The 12876-nt window shown below is 69.9% G+C and carries 14 protein-coding genes; 3 read left to right on the forward strand and 11 right to left on the reverse strand.

Annotation, left to right across the window (positions count from 1 at the left end):
* Positions 1–25 precede the first annotated feature (25 nt).
* From BLT23_RS26615 to BLT23_RS26655, 9 genes are all read right to left on the reverse strand, one after another.
* On the reverse strand, positions 26–967 hold the full coding sequence (locus BLT23_RS26615) for a Ppx/GppA phosphatase family protein (protein WP_090053523.1): 942 nt from the start codon (positions 965–967) through the stop codon (positions 26–28).
* Positions 968–1051: 84 nt separating this feature from the next.
* A complete protein-coding gene (locus BLT23_RS26620) occupies positions 1052–1900 on the reverse strand; it encodes a HEAT repeat domain-containing protein (protein WP_090053526.1) in 849 nt (282 codons plus the stop codon).
* A gap of 56 nt (positions 1901–1956) precedes the next feature.
* Positions 1957–2226 carry a DUF397 domain-containing protein gene (locus tag BLT23_RS26625; RefSeq protein WP_090053859.1) on the reverse strand — a complete coding sequence of 90 codons (270 nt, stop codon included), beginning with the start codon at positions 2224–2226 and terminating at the stop codon, positions 1957–1959.
* Between the two features lie 13 nt (positions 2227–2239).
* Positions 2240–3070 (reverse strand): helix-turn-helix domain-containing protein, encoded by an 831-nt coding sequence (locus BLT23_RS26630; RefSeq protein ID WP_090053529.1) that lies wholly within the window; start codon positions 3068–3070, stop codon positions 2240–2242.
* Between the two features lie 103 nt (positions 3071–3173).
* Positions 3174–4529, reverse strand: a complete 1356-nt coding sequence (locus BLT23_RS26635; protein ID WP_090053532.1) for a lytic transglycosylase domain-containing protein — start codon at positions 4527–4529, stop codon at positions 3174–3176.
* A gap of 152 nt (positions 4530–4681) precedes the next feature.
* On the reverse strand, positions 4682–5194 hold the full coding sequence (locus BLT23_RS26640; RefSeq protein ID WP_090053536.1) for a DUF501 domain-containing protein: 513 nt from the start codon (positions 5192–5194) through the stop codon (positions 4682–4684).
* Positions 5170–5664 (reverse strand): FtsB family cell division protein, encoded by a 495-nt coding sequence (locus tag BLT23_RS26645; RefSeq protein WP_245744184.1) that lies wholly within the window; start codon positions 5662–5664, stop codon positions 5170–5172. Before BLT23_RS26645 ends, BLT23_RS26640 begins: the two co-directional genes overlap by 25 nt.
* 3 nt (positions 5665–5667) lie before the next feature.
* Positions 5668–6954, reverse strand: a complete 1287-nt coding sequence (eno, locus tag BLT23_RS26650; RefSeq protein WP_090053542.1) for a phosphopyruvate hydratase — start codon at positions 6952–6954, stop codon at positions 5668–5670.
* A gap of 174 nt (positions 6955–7128) precedes the next feature.
* Positions 7129–8349 carry a cytochrome P450 gene (locus tag BLT23_RS26655; RefSeq protein WP_090053546.1) on the reverse strand — a complete coding sequence of 407 codons (1221 nt, stop codon included), beginning with the start codon at positions 8347–8349 and terminating at the stop codon, positions 7129–7131.
* Positions 8350–8364: 15 nt separating this feature from the next.
* Between BLT23_RS26655 and BLT23_RS26660 the strand changes: the two genes are divergently transcribed.
* Positions 8365–9066 carry an alpha/beta fold hydrolase gene (locus tag BLT23_RS26660; protein WP_090053551.1) on the forward strand — a complete coding sequence of 234 codons (702 nt, stop codon included), beginning with the start codon at positions 8365–8367 and terminating at the stop codon, positions 9064–9066.
* On the opposite strand, the gene BLT23_RS26665 is transcribed toward BLT23_RS26660, so the two are convergent.
* A complete protein-coding gene (locus tag BLT23_RS26665) occupies positions 9051–9791 on the reverse strand; it encodes an SDR family NAD(P)-dependent oxidoreductase (protein WP_090053861.1) in 741 nt (246 codons plus the stop codon). The two genes, BLT23_RS26660 and BLT23_RS26665, sit on opposite strands and share 16 nt — an antisense overlap.
* Positions 9792–9841: 50 nt before the next feature.
* Entirely contained in the window at positions 9842–11377 is a 1536-nt protein-coding gene (locus BLT23_RS26670; RefSeq protein WP_090053554.1) for an AfsR/SARP family transcriptional regulator, read from the reverse strand.
* A gap of 95 nt (positions 11378–11472) precedes the next feature.
* Here BLT23_RS26670 and BLT23_RS26675 point away from each other — a divergent pair, with 95 nt between their 5' ends.
* Positions 11473–12108, forward strand: coding sequence for a type IV toxin-antitoxin system AbiEi family antitoxin (locus tag BLT23_RS26675; RefSeq protein ID WP_245744186.1), 636 nt, complete (start codon positions 11473–11475; stop codon positions 12106–12108).
* A complete protein-coding gene (locus BLT23_RS26680; protein ID WP_090053557.1) occupies positions 12101–12862 on the forward strand; it encodes a nucleotidyl transferase AbiEii/AbiGii toxin family protein in 762 nt (253 codons plus the stop codon). Before BLT23_RS26675 ends, BLT23_RS26680 begins: the two co-directional genes overlap by 8 nt.
* Positions 12863–12876 lie beyond the last annotated feature (14 nt).

Consider the following 12876-nt stretch of genomic DNA (forward strand, 5'->3'; position numbering starts at 1 on the left):
AGCTCAAGTGGACCTTAATTGGCACTCAGACCAGCGAAAACGCGATGCCGTCGAGGATGTCGTGCTCACTGCACACGAGCGTGCGAATACCCGCGCGATTCTCGAGCTCCTCGGCAATCGCACGCAGTACCACCACTCCACCGCAGATCACGTCCACTCGGCCGGGGTGCATGGGCCCCAACGAGGCACGATCATCATGCGTCATGGAAAGGATACTGTCGGTGATGTGACGAACATTGTCAAGTGTGATGCGGCTGAGGTGAATATCGTCGCTGTTGTACACCTCCAGCCCCTGGACCAGGGCTGACAATGTCGTGACCGTTCCGGCGACCCCGATCCACGTCTTTGCCTTCTCCACCGGAACGGTGGTGAAAGCCTCTTTGACCGCTTGTCGCGCAAACGCTTCCGCGTGTTCGATCTCATCCCTTTTCGGGGGGTCGGAGTGCAGGAACCGCTCCGTCAACCGGACGCAGCCGATGTCCACCGACCGTCCCGCCTCGACCTCCGTGCCGGTGCCGAGGACGAACTCCGTCGAACCACCACCCAGATCGGTGACGAGGAAGGGTCCCTCGTCCGGGTCAAGATCGGAGACGGCGCCGAGGTAGGACAGCCGCGCCTCCTCGTCCCCCGAGATGACCTCCGCGGGCGCCCCGAGGATCTCCTCGGTCATGCCGAAGAAGTCGTCCCGGTTGCTCGCGTCCCGCGTGGCGCTGGTGGCCACCATCCGTGCCCGCTCGACGCCCTTGCGTTGCATCGTGCGCGCGTAGTCGAGGAGGGCCTGGCGCGTGCGCTCGATCGCGTCGGGATGCAGCCGACCCGTCGCGTCGACCCCCTGACCGAGCCGGACGATCTGCATCTCGCGGTGAACGTCCCGCAACCAGACGGTGCCGTCGTCACGCTGGGTGACGTCGGCGACCAGCAGCCGGATCGAGTTGGTCCCGCAGTCGATGGCCGCAACGCGCGACATGAGGTGCTCCTCGGTGGTTCCGATGTTCTCCGGCAAGCATCGCGCACCCGGAGAACTCGGCGGACGCACCCCTGACCGCTCGGATCAGGACGCCTGCCGCACCTCTTCGGGGATGACCGTGCCCCTGGCGCGACGTTCCTCGAGGTCATCCGCGATGTGCACGGTCGCCGCGTCCGACGTCGAGCGAACGACCGCGAGTCCCTCCTGCCAGGCGCTTGTGTCCCCGGCGAGCCGCAACAGGTGCACCAGGGCACGTCGGCGGACAGATCGGCTCGGGTCCCGCAACGCCGCCAGGTACACCCCCACCACCGGGAGGTCCAGCTCCCCCATCAGCTGGACGGCTTGGAAGCGGACACCCGGACACGGATCGCGCAGCGCGGCCTGCTCGACCAGCTCCACGGTCCCAGCCGCGACGTCCGGAAGGGCACCCAGCTCGTGCACGGCACGAGCTCGTTCGGCACCGTCCGGCGACCCGAGCACGACGTCGACGAGGACGTGTTCCGGTCGTGGTGGAGTGACCCGCAGACTGACGCCTTCCGCCATCAACCAGTTCAGATACCACTCGGTGAAGTCCCGTTCCTGCCTGACCTCCGTCCGGACCTCCCCCACCAAGTCCACGAGCCGGCCCGTGAACGAACCGGTCAGCAGCAGGACCGTCACGTCCGCGCCGCCGTGGTACGCGACCCGCAGCCCCGGGAACGTCCCCTCCGGCAGCTCGATGCTCATCACATTCCCCGGCAGTTCCACCGTCCGCCAGGTGCTGAGCTCGCACAACCCGTGGCCGGGTCCGAGACCCCCATCACCCACCAGGAGGAGGAAGTCCCTGTACCCGTCCGGCAGGCTGACCCCGTTGGCTCGTTCGAACACCTCGATCCGAGCCGCCGAGAGGGGCTTGCCCAGGCGACGACCACGCAACGTGCGGCTGTGCGCCACGATGTGGAGGAGAGGCTCGGGGAAGCGTTCGGCCAGAGTCCTGCCGACTTCCTCGATCAGCCGGGAAGCGATGACTTGACCTGCTGGAGAAGGGCGGACCAGGCCGCCTCCGACACCGGCAGGTGGGTGGCGGGAGCCTTGCTGTCACGGATGCCGACGCTGCGTCCGACTTCGACACACTCGCTGCCCGACGCGCTGTGACTGCTCTTCTGCCAGCCCACCTCAACGCAGTCACTGGCGGAAGGGCTGTGGCTGCTCTTTCGCCAGCTCACCTCGACACAGTCACTCGCCTCAGGGCTGTAGCTGCTCTTGCGCCAGGTCGACATCCAGAACTCCCCCTCAGGCAAGCATGGCCGTGATCAGCCTCCTGGATTCTTCCGCACCCAACGCATCTCGATCCAACCACTTCAGCACTTCGGCGTAACTGGCAAGAGAGTCTTTGTCCTCCAAGAAGAGACCGGCGGTCTGACTCTCGACGAACACGACCGGTTCGTACTGGTTGAAGGTGAGCCGCGTGAACGAGCCAGACATGCCCGCGTGCGCGCCGATGGCGGTCGGCACCACCCGGAGGGTGATGTAGTTGCGTGTCGACATCTGGTGGAGGTGGGTCAGCTGCGCCCGCATGACCTCCGGCCCGCCGACCGGCAGCCGCAGTGCCTGCTCGTGCACGAAGAACACGAACTCGCGGCCGGGCTGGAAGCTCGCCTGGCGGTCGAGCTTCGCGCGCACCAGCGCGTCGATGTCGGCGGGCTTGATCTTGGCGGACTTCTCGGCGGCGGCGCGGATGTAGCCCGCGATCTGGAGGTGGCCGGGGACGAGGTTCATCGACCACACCGTGATCTTGCTGGCGAGCCGTTCCTGGCTGATCAGGGAGTGCACCTGGTCGGGTACGCCGTCCTCGGGGAACAGCAGCCAGCCCTTCTCCCTCGACTCGCGGTACAGGGTCAGCAGGTGCTCGACGTCGGTGTGCGGGGCGCGGCAGTAGGACAGCAGGCGCACGACGTCGAGCTCGCTGACGCCGCCCTTGCCCTGCACCACGTCCGAGACCTTGGCCTCCTGCCAGTCCAGCACTTGGGCGAGTCTGCGCTGGGTCATGCCGCTCTGCTCGATGGCGTCACGCACGCCATTGCCGAACTCCCGGCCCACCACGCTTGAGTTGCGCTTCGGCATGGAAGCGAACGCTAGGAGACGAACTCCCCATCACCCCAACGTTTTGGGCCGAATAGGCCCGAACGAAGTACGGGTTGGAGCCGCTCCAACGCGACACGCCGGGCTAGCTGGGCGTGGTCGTTACCAGGCTCTGGGAAGTCTGCGGGGCGCTGCTCTCCTCGCGGACGCTGCTCGCGGCGCTCGACGACTGGGCCGATGACTGGGCCGGAGCGGACGACTGGGCCGGGGCGGAGGACTGCGACGACGTCAGGGAGGTCGTCTCGGAGCGGGGCGTGGTCGAGGGCTCGGTCTGCGGCGGCACCGACGAAGTGGTCGTCGTGGTCGTGGACGACGAAGGCGGCGTGGTGGTCGTCGGGCACTCGGACGACGGGGTGGTCGACGACGGCGGCGTCGAGGACGTGGAGGTCGTCGTCGACGTGGTGGTGGAAGTGGTGGTGGTCGTCGTCGGCGTCGGGCAGTTCGGCGTGGACGGCGTCGTCGTGGTGGTGGTCGTCGAGGACGGGTTCGACGTGGTCGACGGGGTGCCGGGGTCGGGGTTGCCGGGCTGGGTGCCGGGGTTGCCCGGGGTGGGGTTCTGCTGGTTGTTGCCGTTGTCCGGGAGCAGCGGGAGTAATGGCAGCGCGTTGACGTTGTCCGTGTACTGCCGGGCCCAGTTCAGGACCGTCTGGACGTACGACGTCGAACGGTTGTAGCGGAAGACGGCCGCGGCGCGGTCGTTCTGCTTGGTCAGGTCGCCGCCGCCCGCGCACAGGTAGCGGCCCGCGCCCAGGGCGGCGTCGTAGACGTTGTTCGGGTTGACGGCGCCGTCCTCGTTGCCGTCGGCGCCGAAGCTCGCCCAGGTGCCCGGGATGAACTGCATCGGGCCGACCGCGCGGTCCCAGGCGGTGTCGCCGTCGAGGCGGCCTCCGTCGGTGTCGCGGATGGCGGCCATGCCGGGGGCGCCGTTGAGGACCGGGCCGAGGATCTTGGGGGTGGCGTCGCCGACGGCGTTCACGCGGCCGTTGTTCGCGTGGTTCGACTCGACCTTGCCGATGCCCGCGAGCAGGGCCCAGTCGAGGTTGCAGCCGGGGACGAGCTCGGCCATCTTGTCCTCGGCGCGCAGGTACGCCTCCAGCACGACGCCGGGGATGCCGTAGTCGCCGGGGAAGTCGTCGATCACGCCGGGTTCGGTGTCGAGGTCGAGGTCGCCGTCCTCGAGGTCGGCGAGCAGGGCCGCGCTCAGCTCCTCCGACAGCGGCAGGCGGCCGGCCGCACCGAGCTCCGCCGGGTCTCTGACCAGGGCGCCGAAGACGTCGGCGGGGCCGAGTGTGACAGCGATGTCGTTGTGCTTCGAGAGGTTGACCCAGTCGACCAGCTTCGTGCCGACGACCAGCGACGGCGCGAGCATCGCAGCCAGCGCGGCGACGGCGAACCCCTTTTTCTTCGGGGACATCACCGCGGGGCCGCGCAGTTTGGCCATAGCCACGAATTCTCACCTCTCGTGCGTCATCGCGGCGCGCCGTCTCGCGTTACGGCGGACACCCCACGTGCCGACCCGTTCCACCCTGCCCCACTACAGGGGACCAGGTGTACCCAAGACGGGGTGAAGCGTGCGTTCGGTTGCTTTGACCGTTAACCGGCCGCCGTCTCGGCGCAGTCGCCTGCGGGCCACAACTCCTGCGCCTTCAAGAGTGCCAGGGCTTCGTCTCCCATGGGGTTGACCCCGGGGCCCTTCGCGAGGGCATGGGCGACGTGCACGTGGAGGCACTTGACCCTGCCCGGCATGCCGCCCGCGGTGACCTGAGTGCCGAGAGACTCGATGGCGTCGCGTTCGGCGAGGTAGGACTCGTGGGCGCGCAGGTAGGCGGCGGCCAGCTCCTCGTCAGTGGCCAGGCGCTCGGTCTGCTCCTTCATCAGCCCGCCGCTCTCCAGCGTGCTGACCAGCGAGTTCAGCTTCGGGCAGGTCAGGTAGTACAGCGTCGGGAACGGCGTCCCGTCGGGCAGCCGCGGGTCCGTCTGCACGACGTTCGGGTGCCCGCTGGGGCACCGCGAGGCGATCGCACGGGTCCCGCGCGGCGTGCGGCCGAGCTGCTGCGTGACCGTTTCCAGGTCCTCAGCACTTACTTGTGCGTCACCGATTCCCACAGTTCCTCGTACCACGATCCCTGGGCCGCGGGCTTGCCGGACGGCCTCTCCGATTCGGTGTTGCGAGCCTCGTCGCCCGGCAGCTGCACGATGTAGGGCGTCTCGCCGGGCCGCACCCAGTGCAGCCGCTTGCGCGCCTCGATCTCCACGTAGCCGGGGTCCTGCAGCTGCGCCTTGCGCTGTTCCAGCGCGGCGACGGTCTCGCGCAGCTTCTGCTGCTCGGCTCCCACGTCGCGCAGCTCGTCGCGTTGTGAGAGGTAGGTCCGCAGCGGGACCGCGATGCTCAGCGCCAGTGCGCACAGCACCATCGCGAACATCGCGGCCCGCCGCGTCCCGGTCATGCCGAACGCGCCACCCGTGCCGTCGCCCTTGCGGGACGGCGCCTTGGGACGCGGTGGCTTGCGAGCGCGCGCGGGCCGCGCCTCCCGTTCGGTACGGGGGCGGCGAGGACGACGCGCGCGCTCGGCCACGACTCAGCCCTCCGGCGTGTAGCGCGGGAACGCGAGCTCACCCGCGTAGCGCGCCGCGTCACCGAGGCTCTCCTCGATGCGCAGGAGCTGGTTGTACTTCGCGGTGCGCTCGCCGCGGGCGGGGGCACCGGTCTTGATCTGGCCGGCGCCGGTCGCGACGGCCAGGTCGGCGATGGTCGTGTCCTCGGTCTCGCCCGAGCGGTGCGACATCATCGACTTGTAGCCGTAGGAGGTGGCCAGCGAGACCGCGTCGAGCGTCTCGGACAGCGTGCCGATCTGGTTGACCTTCACCAGCAGCGCGTTGGCGGCGCGGCGGGAGATGCCCTCCTCCAGGCGCTCCGGGTTGGTGACGAACAGGTCGTCGCCGACGATCTGGACCTTCTCGCCCAGCTCGGCGGTCATCTGCACCCAGCCGTCCCAGTCGTCCTCGGACAGCGGGTCCTCGATGGACACGAGCGGGTAGTCGCGGACCAGCTCGGCGTAGTAGCCGATCATCTGCTCGGCGGACCGCTTCGACTTCTCGAACGTGTAGGCGCCGTCGCCGAAGAACTCGGTCGCGGCCACGTCGAGCGCGAGCGCGACGTCACGGCCGGGGCGGTAGCCCGCCTTCTCGATGGCCTCCAGGATGAGGTCGAGCGCGTCGCGGTTGCTCGACAGCGACGGCGCGAACCCGCCCTCGTCGCCCAGGCCGGTCGCGAGGCCCTTGCTCTTCAGCACGGACTTGAGCGAGTGGTAGACCTCGGTGCCCCAGCGCAGGCCCTCGCGGAAGGTCTCGGCGCCGATCGGCGCGACCATGAACTCCTGGATGTCCACGTCGGTGTCGGCGTGCGCGCCACCGTTGAGGATGTTCAGCATCGGCACGGGCAGCACGTGCGCGTTCGGGCCGCCGACGTACCGGAAGAGCTCCAGGCCCGAGCTGGTCGCCGCGGCCTTCGCCACCGCGAGGCTGACGCCGAGGATGGCGTTCGCGCCCAGGCGGCCCTTGTCGGGGGTGCCGTCGAGGTCGACGAGCTTCTGGTCGACGACGCGCTGCTCGACGGCCTCGATGCCGACCAGCTCCGGGCCGATCTCGTCCAGCACCGCGGTGACCGCGCGCTCGACGCCCTTGCCCAGGTACCGCTTGGCGTCGCCGTCGCGCAGCTCCACCGCCTCGTGCTCACCGGTGGACGCACCCGACGGAACGGCCGCGCGCTCCAGCGTGCCGTCGTCCAGCGCCACCTCGACCTCGACGGTGGGGTTGCCGCGAGAGTCAAGGATCTCGCGTGCTCCGACCTGCTCGATGACCGCCACTTGCGCTCCCTGTTTCTGCTGCGTCTCGTCGTCGTGACGAGCCTACTTGTCCCAGGTGACCGGGCGGGCTCGACACCTCCGGATCGGTTGCGGATCACGGTGGAGCACCGGTGCCGGTCGTCTGAATCGTGCCAGACGACCCGGCCGCTGCCCAGGCCCCTCCTCGACGCGGGCTCAGGCGAGGCGGACCGGCAGGTGCTTCACGCCGTTCTGGAAGTTCGACCGCAGGCGCACGACCTCGCCGTCCGGTTCCAGCACCCCCGGCAGGTCGAGCACGGCCTCGAAGACCGCCCTCAGCTGCGTGCGGGCCAGGTGCGCGCCGAGGCAGAAGTGCGGCCCGTGCCCGAAGCTCAGGTGGTCGGCCTCCCTGCGGCCGACGTCGAACCGGTGCGGGTCGGTGTAGACGCGCTCGTCGCGGTTGGCCGACGAGAACCACACGACGACCTTCTCCCCCGCCGCGATCGGGACGCCGGACAACGTCGTGTCCTGCACGGCCGTGCGGCGGAAGTGCATGACGGGCGTCCACCACCGCAGCATCTCCTCGACGGCGGTGGGCAGCAGCGACCGGTCCGCGCGCAGCCGCGCGTACTGGTCGGGGTGCTCCAGCAGCGCGATCATGCCGCCGGGGATGCCGTTGCGCAGCGTCTCGTTGCCCGCCACCGAGAACAGCCAGAACAGGTTCTCGAACTCCTCCAGCGAGATGTCCTCCCGCATGAGGTTGCTCAGCACGTCGTCCGACGGGTGCTCGCGCTTGTACGAGCCCAACGCGTGCGCGTAGGCGTAGAGGTCGGGCATTCCGTCCCGTGCGCGCGGGTCGCGGCCGTCGTCGGGACGCAGCTCCAGCGCTTCGAGGGCCATGTCGGTCATGCCGTCCGTCGAACTGGACGACAGCGCGTACTCCGCGTCCTCGAAGCCGATCACGCGGTTGCTCCAGTCGTAGAGCAGCGCACGGTCCTGCCTCGGCACGCCGAAGACGTCGGCCAGCGTGAGCAACGGCAGGTCGGCCACGTCGGCGGCGAAGTCGCCGGACAGGTTCGCGACGATCCGGCGGGCGTTGGCGGGGATGCCGTCCTCCAGCCTCGCCACGGCTCGCGGCGTGAACGCCTGCGTCAACATGCGGCGCAACCGGGTGTGCTCGGGCGGGTCCTGGTTGAGCATCATGCGCTGCACGTAGGCGAGGTCCACCGGCTGCGGGTCGCGGATCTGGGTGGCGCCCCGGTGGGACGAGAAGACGCCGGGTGAGCGCAGCACCGTCCGCACCTCGGCGTGCCGGAAGACCGCCCAGAAGTCACCGATGCGCACGACGTCGTTTTCGCGCAGCCGGGTGAGTGCGTCGTGCGGGACGTGCGATGTATACGTGTCCGGGTCGACGATCAGCTCGGCATCGGTCCTCATGGAACGGATTCTGGCGTGCTTCATGTCGAACGGGGCGGGAACGGGCCGTTGCTGGTGCTGCTGCACGGGCTGGGCGCGACCGGCGAGGTGTGGGAGGACGTCGTCCGCGACTGGCACGGGAGCTGGCTCGTGCCGGATCTGCCCGGTCACGGGCGCAGCGGCCGGATCGACCGCTACTCGTTCGGCTCGCTCGCGGCGGCCGTGGCGGAGGTCGTCCCGCGTGAGCCGGTCACGGTCGTGGGGCACTCGCTCGGCGGGGTCGTCGCGCTGACGCTCGCCAGCGGGTGGTTCGGCGTGGACGTGACGCGGTGCGTCGGTGTCGGGATCAAGGTGCGGTGGACCGACGAGGAGCTGGCGAAGGCCGCCTCGCTCGCGGCCCGTCCCGCGAAGGTCCTCGCCACCGAGGAGGAGGCCGCCGAGCGGGCGTCCAGGATGGCGGGCGTGCCGGTGCGGCACGGCGTGTCCGAGGTGGACGGCGGCTGGGCGCCGTCGCTGGACGTGCGGGCGTTCGGCGTCGGGCGGCCCGACCTGCCGGGCCTGGTCATGGCGGCGAAGGCGGAGGTCGTGCTGGCCGCGGGCGAGAACGACCCGATGTGCCCGCGCGAGCACCTGGAGGAGCTGGTGCCCGAGCCGGTGGTGTTCCCCGGCGTCGGGCACAACGCGCACGTCGAGTCGCCGTCGTCGGTCGGCCTGCTGCTGGGTCAGCCCGCGAGGTAGCCGCCGTCGGCCGCGAGCACGACGCCGTTGACGTAGCTCGACCGGCCGGACGCCAGGAACAGCACGACGTCCGCGATCTCCTCCGGCTCGCCCACGCGGTTCAGCGGGACGGTCTCGCTGATCTTCTCGAACACCTCGCCCGCCTGCGTGACGGCGGTCTCGGTGCGGATCGGGCCGGGCGCGACGGAGTTGACGCGCACACCCCGTGCGCCGAACTCCACGGCCCACGACCGGGTCAGGGCGTCGAGCGCGGCCTTGGAGGCGCTGTAGACGCTGGTGGTCGGGTTGCCGACGTCCGCGCCGATCGACGAGACGTTGACGATCGCGCCTCTGCCCCTGGCGAGCATCCCCGGGACGAGCGCGGCCGTGAGGAAGTAGGCGCCCCGCACGTTGACGTCGAAGACCTGCCGGTAGGTCTCCTCGGACTGCTCGGGGGTCGGCGAGAACGGGAAGATGCCCGCGTTGTTGACGAGGACGTCGACCTCGCCGACCTCCTCGGCCAGCGCGCGGACGTCGCCTAGGTCGCCGATGTCCGCGACGGTGAAGTGGCCGGTGCCTCCCGCCTGTTCGATGAGCCGGACCGTCTCCTTGCCGAGGTCGGCGCGGCGGCCGGTGACGTGCACGGTGGCGCCCTCCTCGGCGAGCCTGACCGCGATGGCGCGGCCGATGCCCGAGGTGGCTCCTGTGACGAGTGCCTTCTGGTTCGCGAGAGTGCTGGTCGACATGCCGTCCACGCTGCCGCCGCCGCGTGGTCGGCCCGTGAAATCCGGATGAATCAGCTGGTGGGAGCCAGTGTGCGCAGCCCGTAGAACAGCTGCACGTACCGCGGGATCCGGTACCGGCCCAGCTCCAGCGGCTCGATCAGGTGGACGTCCGCGAGCGACTCCAGCAGCACCTCGACCGTCCCGATCTCGCCACCGGACAGCTCCACGGCCTCGCACAGGTCGATCACGTCGGCGCCCTTGCGGGCGAAGCACGCGAGCAGGTGCCGTTCGTCCTCGGTGAGCCGGGCGTCGGCCTTGATCATCGGCGCCAGCACCGCCTTGCAGTCGGACGGGATCGCCTCGCCCAGGACGCTCTCCCGGTGCATCTGCCGCAGCAGCATCGAGGCGGTCCACCGCGGCCGGGCGGCGAGCTTGCCGCCGAGGACGCGGACCGGCACGGGCAGGTGCGAGACCCGCGCGAGGACGTGCGCCACCGCCTCCTCGTCGTCAGGACCGACCGGGACGATCCCGCGGAACAGCGCGCCGGCCTCGGCGGGAGCGAGCCCCGCGATCGTCGACCAGGTCACGCCGGGCAGCTCGTTCCACCTGCGCACGCTCGTGATGATCATGGCGGGGCCCGGCACGTGCAGGTCCCTGATCGAAGCCGGGTCGCGCAGGTCGTCGACGATGACCAGGATGCGCTTGCCGCGCGCCTTCTGCCGCCACAGCGCGGCCTTGTCCCCCACCGGGTTCTCGACGCCGACCGCCCGCAGCAGCTCGTGCGCGACGTCGTTCCCGCGCACGAAGACCTGCCCGTCCGGGAACCGGTCCTTCACGAGGTGCCCGATCCGGACGGCCAGGGCGGTCTTGCCGCTGCCGTGCATCCCGGCGATGCCGACCGTGCCCGGCAGCACCGCGAGCGCCCGCGCGATCTCCTGCGCACGCCCGGTGAAGTCGGCGACGTCCGGCGGGAGCTGCTCCGGCCTGCGCGGCAGGTCGAGGTCACCCCGGAGGATCCGCGCGTGCACCTCGCGCAGCTCGGGCCCTGGTTCGAGCCCCAGCTCCTCGTTCAGCAGGGCACGTGCCCGGTGGAAGTGGTCCAGCGCCTCCGCCTGCCTGCCGTCCCGGTACAGAGCCGACATCAGCAACGCCCGCGGCCGTTCCCGCAACGGATGCGCCGCGACGTGCTTCTGCAGCTCCAGGACGTCCAGCTCCCGTTCGAGCCACTCCTCCCGCACCCGCAGCCGCTGCTCGGCGAGCCGGACCCGGTGCGCCTCGAAGTAGGCCCCTTGGAGCCCCTCCAAGGGCTCGCCGCAGCAGTCGTCGACCAGCTCGGCTCCGCGCACCGTGTAACCGCCGTCCCTGGACCGGAGATCCAGCTCCGGCAGCACCTTGCGGATCTTGTACATGTACGTCCGCAACGCCGTCACCGCCCCCGGCGCCGGGACGTCCCACACCATGCCGGCCAGCTGCTCGTTGCTCAGCCGGACACCGTTGTTCAGCAGCAACGCCGCCAGCACGGCCCGCTGCCGGCGCGGCCCCAGGTCGATCTCGTCGTCGTCGCGCCAGGCTCGTACCGGACCCATCAGCGAGAAGCGCAGGCTCATGCATCAGGACAACGCCCGCGCCGATGCCCGGCTTCCCGGGCACTCCACCTCGAAACGAGTATTATGAACGTAGGCTCAGAGCCTACGGAGGTCATATGAGTGACCGGGTCACGATCCCCACCGAGCTCGCCAGGAGACAGAACAAGGTGCTCCGCCCCAGGGACGCGGCGGACGTGTACGCCCATCCCCGCGCAGAGTTCGGGCGACTTCTCGACCAAGCGGTGCTCAGCCGCCTCCGCCCCGGCTACTACGCGCTCGCCCCGCTGGAACGACTCGGCGACTCGCGATGGCGACCCGATCTCGCGGCGGCCGCCCTCGGCATCGCCCAGGCCGACTACGGCCGGGACGCGGTGGCTCTCATGAGCGTCAGCGCCGCACGCAGACTCGGCGCCCTCCCCCGCGCCATCGGCACCGCGGTCGTGGCGGTGCCGAGACAACGGCCGGTCCTGGACACCGCTGTCGGCCAGGTCGTTTTCGTGAAGCGCGACGTGCGGCGCCTGGATCTCGAAAGCGTCGAAACGGAGCTCACGACGGGGTGGATGACCACTGCGGAACAGACGGCTCTCGACGTGGCGGCACGGCCCGAACTCGGCGGCATCGGACCGTCCGATGCCGAATCCGTCCTCAGAGCCCTGGCACGCAAGATCCAGTGGACGGTCGTCGAGGAACTCGCCCGCGACCAGCACAGGCCAGGTGCACTGGCACGACTGAAGAAGGCCGCGGATGCTTGACCAAGACGAACTCATGGCGGTCGCCGACTCGTTCGGCGTCGCGGAAGACCAGGTCCGGCGAGACCACCTGATCAGCCACGTCCTGGCGCACCTCGCCGAGACCACGCCGGACGTGCTCTTCGTCGGCGGGACCGCGCTGGCGAGAACACACCTCGCGGACCCGGCGGACGGAGGTCGCTTGTCGGAGGACATCGACCTGTGGACAGCCGGCCGTCTCGCGGTCGCCACCACGCTCGACGCGAGGCTTCCACGACTGCTCCGACGCGAGTTCCCGGGAACCTCTTGGGACCCTTCCCTGCTGGTCACGCGGTCCGTGGTCGAACCCGGCGTGCTCGTCACCGGGACAGGTCTCATGGTCCGGATGCAACTGCTGGACCACGAAGACTGGGCCCGGTGGCCGTACGAGGTCGCGAAAATCGAGATGAGGTACTCGGACCTGCCGTCAGAGGTCGAGCTCAGGGTCCCGACGCTGTGCGCGTTCGCCGCCATGAAGACCCTCGCGTGGTCCGACAGACATGCCGCCAGGGATCTCTACGACCTCGCACGGCTGGCTCGGCTCGGCGCGCTGACCGAAGACGCCGCGGACCTGGTCCACGACGCGACAGGCGTGTCGGTCCAGCGGTACGAGTTCACCTCGTTGCCCACGAGCTTGAACTGGCAGTCGCAGCTGTCACACCAGACCCGCGATCTTCCCGACCCGCAGTGGTGCCTGGACGTGGTGCGGGACTCGTACGCCGCGGTTCTCGGCTGGTGATCCGCCGTACGGCC

The sequence above is a fragment of the Lentzea fradiae genome, assembly GCF_900100955.1.
GTDB lineage: Bacteria > Actinomycetota > Actinomycetes > Mycobacteriales > Pseudonocardiaceae > Lentzea > Lentzea fradiae.